General features: G+C 60.6%; 11 protein-coding genes. 8 read left to right on the forward strand and 3 right to left on the reverse strand.

Annotation, left to right across the window (positions count from 1 at the left end):
- Positions 1 to 12: 12 nt before the first annotated feature.
- From catC to EGK14_RS16160, 6 genes are all read left to right on the forward strand, one after another.
- On the forward strand, positions 13 to 303 hold the full coding sequence (gene catC, locus EGK14_RS16135; protein ID WP_125290119.1) for a muconolactone Delta-isomerase: 291 nt from the start codon (positions 13 to 15) through the stop codon (positions 301 to 303).
- A gap of 278 nt (positions 304 to 581) precedes the next feature.
- A complete protein-coding gene (locus EGK14_RS16140; protein WP_125290120.1) occupies positions 582 to 1,523 on the forward strand; it encodes an aminoimidazole riboside kinase in 942 nt (313 codons plus the stop codon).
- Positions 1,524 to 1,613: 90 nt separating this feature from the next.
- On the forward strand, positions 1,614 to 3,221 hold the full coding sequence (locus EGK14_RS16145; RefSeq protein ID WP_125290121.1) for a carbohydrate porin: 1,608 nt from the start codon (positions 1,614 to 1,616) through the stop codon (positions 3,219 to 3,221).
- 23 nt (positions 3,222 to 3,244) lie between these two features.
- The gene (locus tag EGK14_RS16150) at positions 3,245 to 4,618 is read left to right on the forward strand and encodes a sucrose-specific PTS transporter subunit IIBC (protein ID WP_125290122.1); all 1,374 of its coding nucleotides are present in this window, start codon (positions 3,245 to 3,247) and stop codon (positions 4,616 to 4,618) included.
- A complete protein-coding gene (locus EGK14_RS16155; RefSeq protein WP_125290123.1) occupies positions 4,615 to 6,015 on the forward strand; it encodes a sucrose-6-phosphate hydrolase in 1,401 nt (466 codons plus the stop codon). Before EGK14_RS16150 ends, EGK14_RS16155 begins: the two co-directional genes overlap by 4 nt.
- Before the next feature lie 28 nt (positions 6,016 to 6,043).
- On the forward strand, positions 6,044 to 7,090 hold the full coding sequence (locus EGK14_RS16160; protein ID WP_125290124.1) for a LacI family DNA-binding transcriptional regulator: 1,047 nt from the start codon (positions 6,044 to 6,046) through the stop codon (positions 7,088 to 7,090).
- Between the two features lie 41 nt (positions 7,091 to 7,131).
- Here the strand turns inward: EGK14_RS16160 and EGK14_RS16165 are convergent, their stop codons facing one another.
- Entirely contained in the window at positions 7,132 to 7,902 is a 771-nt protein-coding gene (locus tag EGK14_RS16165) for a DeoR/GlpR family DNA-binding transcription regulator (protein ID WP_125290125.1), read from the reverse strand.
- Between the two features lie 98 nt (positions 7,903 to 8,000).
- Here EGK14_RS16165 and hisN point away from each other — a divergent pair, with 98 nt between their 5' ends.
- Together hisN and EGK14_RS16175 are read left to right on the forward strand one after the other, a co-directional pair.
- Positions 8,001 to 8,786 (forward strand): histidinol-phosphatase, encoded by a 786-nt coding sequence (gene hisN, locus EGK14_RS16170; protein WP_125290126.1) that lies wholly within the window; start codon positions 8,001 to 8,003, stop codon positions 8,784 to 8,786.
- A 30-nt stretch (positions 8,787 to 8,816) separates the two neighbouring features.
- Positions 8,817 to 9,980, forward strand: a complete 1,164-nt coding sequence (locus EGK14_RS16175) for an MFS transporter (RefSeq protein WP_125290127.1) — start codon at positions 8,817 to 8,819, stop codon at positions 9,978 to 9,980.
- Between the two features lie 111 nt (positions 9,981 to 10,091).
- Here EGK14_RS16175 and EGK14_RS16180 read toward each other — a convergent pair whose 3' ends face one another.
- Positions 10,092 to 11,471, reverse strand: a complete 1,380-nt coding sequence (locus tag EGK14_RS16180) for an FAD/NAD(P)-binding protein (protein WP_125290128.1) — start codon at positions 11,469 to 11,471, stop codon at positions 10,092 to 10,094.
- A gap of 363 nt (positions 11,472 to 11,834) precedes the next feature.
- Positions 11,835 to 13,523, reverse strand: coding sequence for a choline dehydrogenase (betA, locus tag EGK14_RS16185; RefSeq protein ID WP_125290129.1), 1,689 nt, complete (start codon positions 13,521 to 13,523; stop codon positions 11,835 to 11,837).
- Between the last annotated feature and the right edge of the window lie 6 nt (positions 13,524 to 13,529).

Here is a 13,529-nt window from a genome sequence, read left to right on the forward strand (position 1 = left end):
GGAGAAAAGGATATGCTGTTTAAAGTGGAAATGACCATTGCAATCCCCGACTCGCTGCCAACCGGGCGCGTTACGGAAATCAAAGCGCAGGAAAAAGCCTATGCGCAGCAGCTACAGCGTTCTGGTAAATGGCGCCACGTCTGGCGCGTGGCCGGCCAGTTTAAAAACGTCAGCATTTTCGATGTGGAAAGCCATGACGAGCTGCACGAGCTGCTTACCGGCCTGCCGCTCTACCCTTATATGACCATGACTATTGAGCCGCTGTGCCGCCATCCGTCCTCCATTCGGGACGACGACAGCTAATCATCCCGCGTCGTCAGGGAAGACGATCGCCAAATCCGCAATCATAATCCCCTGCAGCCTGTCAGCCAGCACGGCTGCCAATGTGCTACATAACAAGACAGCCTCTTGCTGCCGACGAATAAGATGGCCACCCAGGCCGTGATTTCGTCTCCGATCGTCCTCTTGCCACCTGTTTTAGCGCCTCTCCTCATTTGCCCTATTTCTGCTCTCTGACGGTTCGGCAGTTGTTATTATCGCTAAAGCGGTTTAGCTTTAAGCTTACATTTACAGGAGGCGTAATGAACAGAGTCTGGGTTTTAGGCGATGCGGTAGTCGATCTGCTGCCGGAGGAAAATAATCATTTGCAACAGTGTCCTGGCGGCGCGCCCGCCAACGTGGCGGTAGGCGTGGCTCGCCTGGGCGGCGACAGCGGCTTTATCGGCCGCGTAGGCGACGATCCTTTTGGCGCATTTTTGCAGGACGTTCTGCGTCAGGAAAAGGTCAACACGGATTTTATGCGCCGGCTGCCGCAACAGCGTACCTCCACCGTGGTGGTAGGCCTGGATAATCAGGGCGAACGAACCTTCACTTTTATGGTGCGCCCGGCGGCCGATCTTTTCTTAACGCCGGACGACCTGCCCGATTTTGCGGCAGGTCAGGCGCTACACTTCTGCTCGATAGCCCTCAGCGCCGAACCGTCACGCAGCGCGGTGTTCGCCGCCGTTGAGCGCATTCACGCCGCCGGTGGCTGGGTCAGCTTCGATCCCAATCTGCGGGAAGATTTCTGGCAGGACCATCAGGAAATGTGTCGGGTGGTCGATCGGGCTTTCGCGCTGGCGGATGTGGTTAAACTGTCGCTGGATGAGCTACAGCTGCTGACCGGCGAGCAGGAAACCGGGGCCGCGCTGGCCTTGTTCACCGCCCGCTTCCGTCCCGCCCTGCTACTGATTACCCTGGGCGAGGAAGGCGTTATCGTCTGGCATGAAGGTGAACAGCGTCGGTTCAGCGCTTCAAAGGTGCAGCCTGTTGATACTACGGGCGCAGGCGACGCTTTTGTTGCAGGTTTGCTGGCAGGACTGATGCGCGAGACGGATCCTTTACGCCCTCGCGATCTTGAGGCGGCCGTCGGGCTGGCTCAACAGTGTGGCGCGCTGGCTACCACGGCCAAAGGGGCCATGACCGCGCTACCCTATGCAAGTCAGCTGCAAAATGCCAGGCCCGTCACAATAACGAAATCGTAACAACAAAATCCTTTGTCACGCTCGTCGCTGTTCTCTACTCTCCTCATCGAACCGGTTTAGCTAAACGGCAGACCCTCTGGAGAATGGCGGATGATAAAAATAAACCCTGTTGCGCTGGCGGTCACGGCAGCGCTGTTTCTTCCTCAAACAAGCCTGGCCGACAGCGATCTCAGCGCCGTTGAAAGACGCCTTAACCAACTGGAGGCGAGGCTGCAAAAAGCGGAGCGGCGTGCCGATGAGGCCGAACGCCGTGCCCGCCTGGCCGAACAGCGCCTGGCGCAGAACGCTCCGGCAGCCGCCATCCCCGCGACGGCATCCGACGCGCGCGCGGCTGAGGATCCCCCTGCTATTCGTCAAGGCTCGGCACAGGCGCCTGCCGTCGTAGCCGGCCCGCAGCCGCCGGTTGCGCCGTTGCCTGCCGACCAGCCGCAGGCGGCCAGGCCTGCGGAAAAAACCCTGGCGGACGGCTTCGAGTTTCATGCCTATGCCCGCTCCGGCCTGATTATGAATGATTCGGCTTCCTCGACCAAAAGCGGCCCCTACTTGACGCCAGCAGGCGAGACCGGCGGTGCGGTCGGCCGTCTGGGCAACGAAAATAACACCTATGTTGAAATTAACATGGAGCACAAAACGCAGCTGGCTAACGGCGCGACCACCCGCTTTAAGGTGATGCTGGCGGATGGCCAGAGCGACTATAACGACTGGACGGCGGACAGCAGCGATCTCAATATCCGTCAGGCCTTTGTCGAACTGGGCAGCCTGCCGACCTTTACCGGCATGTTTGCTGAAAGCACGCTGTGGGCCGGGAAACGCTTCGATCGCGACAATTTCGATATTCACTGGCTGGATTCCGACGTGGTGTTCCTGGCCGGAACGGGCGGCGGGATCTATGACGTGCGCTGGGCGGACGGCGTGAAAAGCAACCTTTCCGTCTACGGCCGCAACTTTGGCGATATCGAAACCATCGATAACACCATTCAGAACTACATTGTGACCGCCAACACTTTCAGCGGGCCGTTGCAGTTTATGCTCAGCGGCCTGCGCGCTAAAGATAACGATGAGCGCGTCAACGCCGCCGTGCGTAGCGATAACGCCGGCGACAGCGGCGTCCACGCTATGCTCGCCTGGCACGGCGACAGCTTTTACGGCCTGCGCGACGGCCAGTCGAAAACGGCGCTGCTTTACGGGCACGGCTTAGGCGCTGAGGTAAAAGGCGTCGGCTCCGACGGCAACCTGACCGACAGCGCCAGCACCTGGCGCCTGGCCTCTTACGGCATGACCCCGCTAAACCAAACCTGGAGCCTGGCCCCGGCCCTGCTCGCGCAGCAGAGCAAAGATCGTTACGTTGCCGGCGACAGCTACCGCTGGGTGACCGCTAACGCCCGCCTGCTGCAGAGCATTAACGAAAACTTCATGCTGGCTTACGAGGGCAGCTATCAGTACATGGATCTCGATCCTCAGGGTTTCAAAAGCCGTCAGAACGTTAGCGGCGGCTTCTACAAGCTGACTTTCGCGCCCACCTTTAAGCCTGGCGATATCGGCAACTTCCTCAGCCGTCCGGAAATTCGCTTCTTCGCCAGCTGGATGGACTGGGATAACGCGTTAGATCGCTACGCCAGCGACGACGCTTTTGGTACCAGCGGCTTTACCGCTGGCGGTGAATGGAACTTCGGTGTCCAGATGGAAACCTGGTTCTGATCGACCACTTTCAGGGGAAACACATGAATTTTGAACAGATTGCCCACCAGCTGCTGCCGCTGCTCGGCGGACGGGAAAACATCGCTTCTGCCGCCCACTGCGCCACCCGCTTAAGGCTGGTGCTGGTAGACGACAGCCTGGCGGATAAAAAAGCGATCGGCGAGCTGGAAGGCGTCAAAGGCTGCTTCCAGAACGCCGGACAGATGCAGGTGATTTTCGGCAGCGGCATTGTGAATAAGGTGCACACCGCTTTTATCCAGGCCGCCGGGATTGGCGAATCAAGCAAAAGCGAGGCGGCTTCCGTCGCGGCCCGCAAGCTCAATCCCGCCCAGCGCATCGCGCGGCTGCTTTCCAATATTTTTGTGCCGATTATCCCGGCCATCGTCGCCTCCGGCGTGCTGATGGGCCTGCTCGGCATGATGAAAACCTACGGCTGGGTTGATGCGGGCAGCGCCCTGTTCGTTATGCTTGATATGTTCAGCTCCGCCGCGTTTATTATTCTGCCGATCCTGATTGGCTTTACCGCCGCCCGCGAATTCGGCGGCAACCCTTACCTGGGCGCGACGCTCGGCGGTATTCTTACCCATCCGGCGCTAACCAACGCCTGGGGCGTAGCGGGCGGCGTGCAGACCATGAATTTCTTTGGCCTGGATATCGCGATGGTTGGCTACCAGGGTACGGTGTTCCCGGTGCTGCTGGCGGTATGGTTTATGAGCCTGGTCGAGAAACGGCTGCGTAACATCATTCCCAACGCGCTGGATATTATCCTGACGCCGTTTTTAACGGTGATTATCGCCGGTTTCGTCGCCATGCTGGTGATTGGTCCGGCAGGCCGCGCGCTGGGCGACGGCATTTCGCTGGTGCTGAGCACGCTGATCGCCCACGCGGGCTGGCTGGCAGGGCTGCTGTTCGGCGGGCTTTATTCGGTGATTGTTATTTCCGGCGTGCATCACAGCTTCCACGCTATCGAAGCGGGCCTGCTGGGCAATCCCGCCATCGGCGTCAACTTTTTGCTGCCGATCTGGTCGATGGCTAATATTGCGCAGGCGGGCGCCTGCCTGGCCGTGTGGTTTAAAACCCGCGACGTGAAGATCCGCAGCATCGTGCTTCCTTCCGCGCTCTCCGGGCTGCTGGGCATTACGGAAGCGGCTATTTTTGGTGTGAACCTGCGCTTTATGAAGCCGTTTATCGCCGGGATCGTCGGCGGCGCGGTCGGCGGCGCTTTTGTGGTGCTGATGCACGTGGGCATGACCGCCGTCGGCCTGACCGCCCTGCCTGGCATGGCCATCGTGCAGGCCAGCTCGCTGGTTTCTTATATCATCGGCATGGCGCTGGCCTTCGGTACCGCTTTTATCCTTTCCCTGCTGCTGAAATACAACGTTGAGGAGAAAGCATGAGCGAAGCACAGCTGATCAATCGCGCGCTTAAGGCGGTGTTGAACAGGGATACAGGTGAAGATCCGCATCGTCCCGCCTGGCACCTTTCGCCGCAGACCGGCCTGATGAACGATCCCAACGGCTTTATCCAGTTTCAGGGCGAATGGCATCTTTTTTATCAGTGGAATCCGCTGGCCTGCGCGCACGGTGCCAAATATTGGGGCCACTGGCGCTCGGCTAACCTGCTGGACTGGCAGCATGAGCCGCTGGCGCTGGCCCCGGCCGAAACGTATGAAAGCCACGGCTGCTATTCCGGTTCGGCTGTCGATCGTGACGGTACGCTGACCCTGTTTTATACCGGCAACGTGAAATTTGCCGGGGGCCGCACCGCCTGGCAGTGCATGGCAACGGTGAATGAGGCGGGCGACGTGGCTAAAGCCGGCCCGGTTATCGGGCTGCCGCCGGGCTACACCGGCCACGTGCGCGACCCGAAAGTTTGGCACCATCAGGACAGCTGGTATATGGTGCTGGGCGCGCAGGATCTGACAGAACAGGGAAAAGTACTGCTTTATCGCAGCCAATCGCTGCATGAATGGACACTGCTGGGTGAAATTGCCGGATCGCAGCTCAACGGCCTGGGCGACTTTGGTTATATGTGGGAATGCCCTGACCTGTTCGCGCTGGACGATCGCGATGTGCTGCTGGTTTGCCCGCAGGGCCTGCCCGCGCAGCAGAAAAAATGGCTCAACGCCCATCAGAGCGGCTATTTTATCGGCAGGCTCGATTACGCGGCCGCCCGCTTTCCGCACGGCGAGTTCTGCGAGCTGGATCATGGCTTTGAATTTTATGCGCCGCAGACCACGCTCAGCGACGACGGACGCAGAGTGCTTATCGGCTGGATGGGCGTGCCGGACGCCGAAGAACTGTTGCAGCCGACCGTAGCCCGCGGTTGGATACATATTATGACCTGCCCGCGCGAGCTGACGCTGGAGCATGACCGGCTGCGGCAGCGTCCGGCGCGCGAACTACAGCAGCTGCGCCAGCAGCAGTCGCGCTATCAGCAGCGGGCCGCTTCTATGCCAACGCTGCAGGTTGAACGTGCCGAGCTGGCTATTGCTTCGACGGGTAGCTGGTCGGCCTGCTTCGGCAAGGCGCTGACGCTGGTCTGCGACGAGGACGGCCTGACGCTAAGCCGCCGCAATCTACGCAGCGGCGAGACGGAACATCGCTACTGGTTGGGCGCGGTTTCTCAGCTGCAAATTCTCTGCGATCGCTCCAGCATTGAGATTTTTATCAACGACGGCGAAGGTGTGATGTCGGCGCGCTATTTCCCGAATGCCACGCCGGAAGTAGTGTGGCAGGGCGAAGCCAACCTGACCGTCGATTACTGGCAACTCCGTTCAGGCATGGTAGTATAATGCGCTGACTCCCCTGATACGAATGCCTGTGAACAAGCCGAAACGCGTAACCATCAACGATATCGCCAGCCTGGCTGGCGTGTCCAAATCCACCGCCAGCCTGGTGCTGAACGGCCGTGGCAAAGAGCTGCGCGTGGCCGAAGCGACCCGCCAGCGGGTGATGGAAATCGCACAGATGACGCACTATCAGCCCAGTATTCACGCACGGGCGCTGAACAATTCGCGCAGCCATACCATCGGGCTGGTAGTACCGGAAATGACCAACCACGGCTTCGCCACCTTTTCTCATGCGCTGGAAACGCTGTGTCGCGACGCCGGTTTACAGCTCTTAATCGCCTGCACCGACGAAAACAGCAGTCAGGAAACGCTGGCGGTCAACAATCTGATCCAGCGTCAGGTTGACGGGCTGATCGTCGCCTCCAGTCAGCTGAACGACAGCGAGTATCAGCAGCTCAGCCGCCAGCTGCCGGTGCTGCTGTTTGACCGTCATCTGGGCGAATCCACGCTGCCGCTGGTGATCTCTGAGTCGATTATCTCTACGGCGACGCTGGTTGAGCCGATCGCCAGGGAAGTTGAGGAATTTTACTTTTTTGGCGGCCAGCCGCGCATTTCACCGACCCGCGATCGCCTGGCCGGTTTTCGTCAGGGGCTGGAACAGGCCGGCCTGGCGGTGCAGCCGGAATGGATCCTGCACGGTCATTACAACGCCAGCTCGGGCTACGAGATGTTCGCCGAGCTGGTTATGCGGCTGGGCCGCGTGCCGCAGGCGCTGTTCTGCGCCGCGTGCGGGCTGCAGGAAGGCGTGCTGCGCTACCTGAGCCAGCATCATTTACTGTCGGCGCCCGTCAGGCTGTGCAGCTTTGACGATCACTACCTTTACGACGCGCTGTCGGTAAACATCGATACCGTGATGCAGGATAACCGCCAGCTGGCCTGGCGCTGTTTTGAAACGCTGACCGGCCTGATTGACGGCAGGCTGACGGAAACGCCGCAAATTTATCTGCCCGCGCGGGTAAGAAGGCGAACGTCCCAGACGCGGCTCCGCGATGCTCAGATAAATGCCCCAGACAGATAGCCTTTTCTCCTGCAGACGCTGCTTCGCGATAGTCAGGCGAGCTACGGATGCACCAGTCCGATATTTTTTTCCCTGAAGGCCGCCAGCGTCTCCGCAGGAATATCCGCCTCGACTACCAGCTGCGTTAGCGCCTCGCAGGCTGTCACGGTATAACGCGCCACGCCGGGGATCTTTTCTCTGGTCATGGCAACGATAATTTCATCGCTGCGGCTCGTTAGCGCTTTTTTAAACTCCACGTCTTCATAGTCAAATCCCGTCAGGCCCTCTTCGCTGTCCAGCGCGCAGGCGCCCAAAAAAAGCTGATCGAAACGAATGTCGCGGATTTGGGAGAAGGCGGTGATGCCCAGGCTGCCGCCCGTTGCCGTGTGCAGCCGACCGCCGATGACGATCGTCTCGCAGCGCGGCAGCTTCATCAGCTCCACCGCAATCATGGGCGAATGGGTGACCACCGTCAGGGCCATTTCCGGCGGCAGCGCGCGGGCAAAAGCCAGGTTGGTGGAGCCAGCGTCGATAAATATCACGCTCTGCGGCTTAACCAGGCGGCTACACGCCAGCCCCAGACGCGCTTTTTCCGCACCGTTTTTTTCCGTCCTCGCCAGCAGATCGCCCTGCGAGGCAAGCACGCTGACCGCGCCGCCATAAACCTTTTTGCAAATCCCTTCGCGCGCCAGCTCCTGCAGATCCCGGCGTACGGTATGTTCGGAAACGCCCAGCTGTTCGGCCAGCGTCGCGCAGACTACCCGTCCTTTTTCCCGGAGCTGTTGCCGGATCAAAGCCTGCCGCTGTTGCGGAAAAGCTGCATAATCGAGCATAAAACCTCATTATCAAGCTTTAAAAAGAGCATAATAAGTCATACACTATCATCCGTTCAGAGGTTGTCAACGTTCCCTCGCCCCGCAGGAGTCGCCGCATGAAGCTACCTGATATCGCTTTTCTGCATGAACTGGCCGACGCAGCCGACCAGCAAACGCTGCCGCGCTTTCGCAGCAGTGAAAATCTTGCCATCAGCACCAAGCCCAAAGAAGGTTTTCGCTTCGATCCGGTTACTCTTGCCGATCGCGAAGCGGAAAAAGCCATGCGGGATCTTATCGCACAGCGCTATCCCACTCATGCCGTGATGGGTGAAGAATTTGGCCTCAAAGCGGGCGACAAGCGCGCGCCCTGTTGGGTGCTGGATCCCATAGACGGCACGCGCCCTTTTCTTTGTGGTCTGCCGGTATGGGGCACATTAATCGGCCTGCTGCATCACGATCGCGCGGTGATGGGAATGATGAGCCAGCCCTTTACCGGCGAACGCTTTTATGCCGACGGCTCGCAGTCATGGGCTGAAGGCCTTTATGGCAAAGTTCGCCTGCAAACCCGCCGGGATATCCCGCTGGATCAGGCTATTTTACATACCACCTCGCCGGAATCGCTGGGCCAGACGTCGCTGAATTTTGACGCGCTGGATAAGGCCGTGCTGATGACCCGTTACGGCGGCGAGTGTTACGCCATGGCGATGCTGGCCGCCGGTAAAATCGATGTTTGCGTTGAGTTCGCCCTTCAGCCTTATGACATTGTGGCGCTGATCCCGCTGATTGAGCAGGCGGGCGGTATAGTGACTACCCCGGATGGCGGGCGGCCTGAACAGGGCGGCCAGATTATCGCCAGCGGCTGCCCTCGCCTGCACTCACAAATTTTGTCTATCTTAAACTGACGCTTAATTTAACCCGGAGTATCACCGCTCATGCCTGACCATGTCGACACGCTGCGCCAGTCCGCCGCAGAAACGCCCGCAAAACGCGAGCAGAACGCCACGCGAGCCATGTTTTTTGTGGCGGGTTTCGCCACCGCTGGCTGGTCCGCGCTGGTGCCCTTCGCCAAAATGAATACCGGCGTCAACGACGGCACGCTGGGAATGCTGCTGCTCTGTTTGGGCGTGGGCGCGCTGGTGGCGATGCCGCTGACAGGCCATCTCACCACGCGGTTTGGCTGCCGGGCGGTAATGACCGTTGCCACGCTGGCCTTCTGCCTGATGCTGCCCTTGCTCTCGGTGATCCCCAGCCCTGTCCTGCTGGCGCTGGCGCTGCTGGTGTTCGGCATGGGCGTGGGCACTACCGACTGCGCGATGAACGTACAGGCGATTCTGGTGGAAAAAGCGGCGCCTAAGCCGATGATGTCCGGCTTTCACGGCTTTTACAGCCTGGGCGGCATTGCGGGCGCGGGCGCGGTCAGCGGCCTGATGGCAGGCGGACTGTCGCCGTTCGCCGCCAGCCTGGCGGCCGCCGTGTTCTCGCTGCTGCTGCTGGGCTACAGCTTTCGCGGCCTGCTGACCTACGCTAACCCGCCGGAAGGCCCGGCCTTCGCCCTGCCGCACGGCGCCGTGCTGACCATTGGCGCGATCTGTTTTGCCGTATTCCTGGCCGAAGGCACGGTGCTGGACTGGAGTGCGGTATTCCTGACCGAACACCGCGATATGCCGGATACGCTGGGCGGCCTGGGCTTTGCCTGCTTCGCTACTGCGATGACCGTGGGCAGGCTGACCGGGGACCGCATCGTGGCGCGTTTCGGCCGCGAAAAAGTGGTGCTCCTGGGCGCGCTGACCGCCGCCGTCGGGCTGGCGCTGCCGGTGATCGTCCCCTCCTGGCACGTTGCGCTGGTGGGCTATATGCTGATCGGCATCGGCTGCGCCAATATCGTGCCGGTGATGTTTACCGCTATCGGCAGACAGAAAAGCATGCCGCAGGCCGCCGCCGTCCCGGCCGTCACCACCCTGGGCTATATCGGCGTGCTGGCCGGGCCTGCCACCATTGGCTTTGTCGCTCACCTTAGCTCGCTGCCGGTAGCCTTTATCATGGTTACGGTGCTGATGCTGCTGGTGGTGGCGCTTTCCCGCCGCGTTCGCATGTAGCAACCATGCCGTCTGTTTCTCTCGCTCAGCCCACGCCGATAAAGCGCGGTCGCGAGGGGAACAGCGTTAACGGTGCCTGCCGTTCAGCCCGCGACGGTGAAACGCAGCCCGTCACGGCGTTAACGGCGCGGCGCCAACCAGCTGACGGGCCACCGCTTCGGCATGTTCCGCCACCTGCGGCAGGCCCATCAGTTCGCCAAAGCGTCCACGCGCCGCTGGCCCAACCACGAGCAGGTGCGCATTAGCCGTGCCCTGACGATTCAGGGTGCGCGACTGCACGTCGACCAGGATGCCAAGCGCCAGCGGATCTGCCTGGATCATGCCCTCTTCCGCCAGCTGGCTAAGCAGCCTGTCGCTGGTCAGCAGCGCATTATGCGCCGGGCCAGTGGTGACGATCAGTTTGTCTGCGATAAGACAGACCTCCGCGCCTTTGCGCAGCCCCAACCTCAGTGCGATTTGTTCTCCCTGCACCCCAACCCCGGCCAGCCTTGCGGCCAGCACGCGCAGCCGGCCGCTGCGTTGCCAGATTTGCAAGGCCTGGCTGACCTGCGGCGCAATGCGGTAGCGATGCACATCCCACCAGGATCGTAAATGTCGCAGAAAGCGGCGCTGCTCCCTTAGCGGCAGCTGCTGCCAGATCTGCTGCGCGTGCGCGCGAACATCGTCCAGCACCAGCTGCCAGGGCTGGCCTTCCACCGCCGCCTGAGCCACTTCCTGACGAACCCACCGCAGCCAGCCGCGCGCGGTGGCGGGCGCCTGCCGATAGTCAGGCAACCGGGGCGCATAGTCGCCGCTGACGTTGTCGCGCGGCAGCTGGCCCCGCCTTGAAAAGGCCGTGATCGGGCCACGGTGCCCCCGCGCGGCAAGCGAAGCCACCATATCGGCCATGGTCAGGCCCGTGCCCATAATGACCACCCGCTCGTTTACGCCGACCGCTGCCAACGCCTGCGGATGCCAGGGATTAGCGATCAGCCCCGGATGCCCGCCCAGCGCCTGCTGTACGCTTTGCGGCACGGCGGGCGGTGGATGGCTGATGGCCAGCACCACGTCATCAGCCCGAAATGTTTTGCCGGAAGCCGTAGTGACCAGCCCGTCACGCAGCGCCACGGCCCGATCCTGACAGTGCGTCAGCCTGACGCGGGATTGGGCCGCCAGGCGAAACTGTTCCGCCACGTAAGCGCCGAACCAGCCACGCTGCGGATAAACTTTGCCGTCATGCCAGCGAGCGGCAGGATCCTGTCGCTCAGCGCCGCACTGCTGATACCAGCGCGCAAAATCCCCTTCTTCCGCTGCGGATAGCTGCATTCGGGCGGCAGGGACATTGATTCGGTGCGCCGGATCCGGGGTGCTGTAGGCGACGCCCTGTCCTGGCTGCGCGCGCGGTTCAATCACCGTGACCGCTAAGCCCGCCTCGCCCAGGCGGGCAAGATGGATAGCCAGAGTCGTGCCGGTAAAGCCGCCGCCAATAATTACAATATGTCGCTCAGCCATGCGCTGTCCCGATCAAAGAGGTTTCAGGGGCCGCCTTCGCTAACGTGATGGCTTTGCCCGCCAGTACGGGAAAGCCTTGTCGATATAAGAAGAAAAGGCCTGCATGGAGCACACTATAGACAGGATAAACAACCACGACCAGAAAGCATGCGGCGCGGCGGTCGCCTGGTTTTATATTAAAAAAGCAGAAAGCGAGGCCGCGCAAACGGCTACGGGGTCAGGGTCGTCAGGTAATTATAAGGAGGGCTGGCTGATACAAAAATGCACATAACGGGCTGTACAGCCGTTACGTGCATTTTTTATTAAGGTACAAAAGGCAGCGCCCCCGAGACGGGTTTGCCAACCTTCGGGACGCGGCGGCTATCAGGCCACGCCTTCTTCCTGCGCCTGCTCCGCCTCGGCTTTTTCACGCGCCAGGCGATAGTAATCCGCGGTGGAAGCGGCCAGCGGCGTGCGGCCCCGGATCAGATCGGCCATCTTCTCGGCGATCATCACGGTTGGCGCATTCAGGTTGCCGGTAGTGATCTGCGGCATAATCGAGGCATCCACCACGCGCAGCTTCTGCATCCCGTGCACGCGCCCTTGCGCATCCACTACCGCCATCTCGTCATTGCCCATCGCGCAGCTGCCGCAGGGGTGATAGGCCGTTTCGGCATGATCGCGGATAAAGGCATCAATCTGCTCGTCGGTCTGCACCGCCGCGCCCGGCTGGATCTCTTCACCGCAGTATTCAGCCAGCGCAGGCTGACGCATGATTTCACGCGTGTGGCGCACCGCGCTGCGGAACTCTTCCCAGTCGCGATCTTCCGACATGTAGTTAAAGAAGATCGACGGCGCGGCGTAAGGATGTTTCGAGGTCAGCTTGACGCGACCACGGCTCATCGAACGCATCGGGCCAACGTGTGCCTGAAAGCCGTGCTCTTTCACCGGGCTGCTGCCGTTGTAGTTAATGGCGACCGGCAGGAAGTGATACTGCAAATCCGGCCAGTCCGGCTGGTCGTCGCTGCGGATAAAGCCGCCGGCTTCAAACTGGTTGCTGGCGCCGATGCCCGTGCCGCTGAACAGCCATTCCGCGCCGATTGCCGGCTGGTTCCACCATTGCAGCGACGGATAGAGGCTGACCGGCTTTTTGCAGCGGAACTGCATATAAACTTCCAGATGATCCTGCAGGTTGCGGCCTACGCCCGGCAGCGCGTGAACAACAGGGATATCCAGCTCGCGCAGCCACTCTTCCGGGCCGACGCCGGAACGCTGCAGGATCTGCGGCGAAGCAATAGCGCCCGCGCACAGCAGCACTTCACGCGTGGCGGTAGCCTGCTCTGCTTTACCATTGCGCAGCCAGCAAACGCCAACGGCGGTTTTGCCCTCAAACAGAATACGATCGGTCTGCGCATGGGTGACAATCGTCAGGTTTGAACGCTGCTTAGCCACGTCCAGATAGCCGCGTGCGGTACTGGAGCGACGGCCCTGCGGCGTAACGGTGCGATCCATCGGGCCGAAGCCGTCCTGACGGTAGCCGTTCATATCATCGGTTTCATGATGGCCGGCCTGCACGGCGGCATCGATAAAGGCACGGAACAGCGGATTATTGCCTTTTTTCGGCGTGGTGACGCTCAGGTAGCCTTCGCCGCCGTGGTAGTCGTTTTCACCAATATCGCGCTTCTCCGCCTTACGGAAGTAAGGCAGGCAGTTCAGATAGGACCAGTCCTCCAGACCCTTTTTGCTGGCCCAGTTGTCGTAATCCATCGCGTTGCCGCGCACGTAGCACATGCCGTTGATTAGCGAGGAGCCGCCAAGCCCTTTGCCACGTCCGCACTCCATGCGGCGATTGTTCATTTTCGGCTCAGGATCGGTTTCATAAGCCCAGTTGTAGCGTTTTCCCTGCAGCGGATAAGCCAAAGCGGCTGGCATTTGGGTACGGAAATCCCAGCGGTGATCCTTGCCGCCTGCTTCCAGTAAAAGTACCGATACGTCAGCATCCTCAGTCAGTCGCGTGGCCAGGACATTGCCAGCCGAGCCGGCGCCGATAATGATATAGTCAAATTTCTGCATTAAACC

The organism is Erwinia sp. 198 (assembly GCF_003937915.1).
Taxonomy (GTDB): Bacteria; Pseudomonadota; Gammaproteobacteria; order Enterobacterales; family Enterobacteriaceae; genus Erwinia; species Erwinia aeris.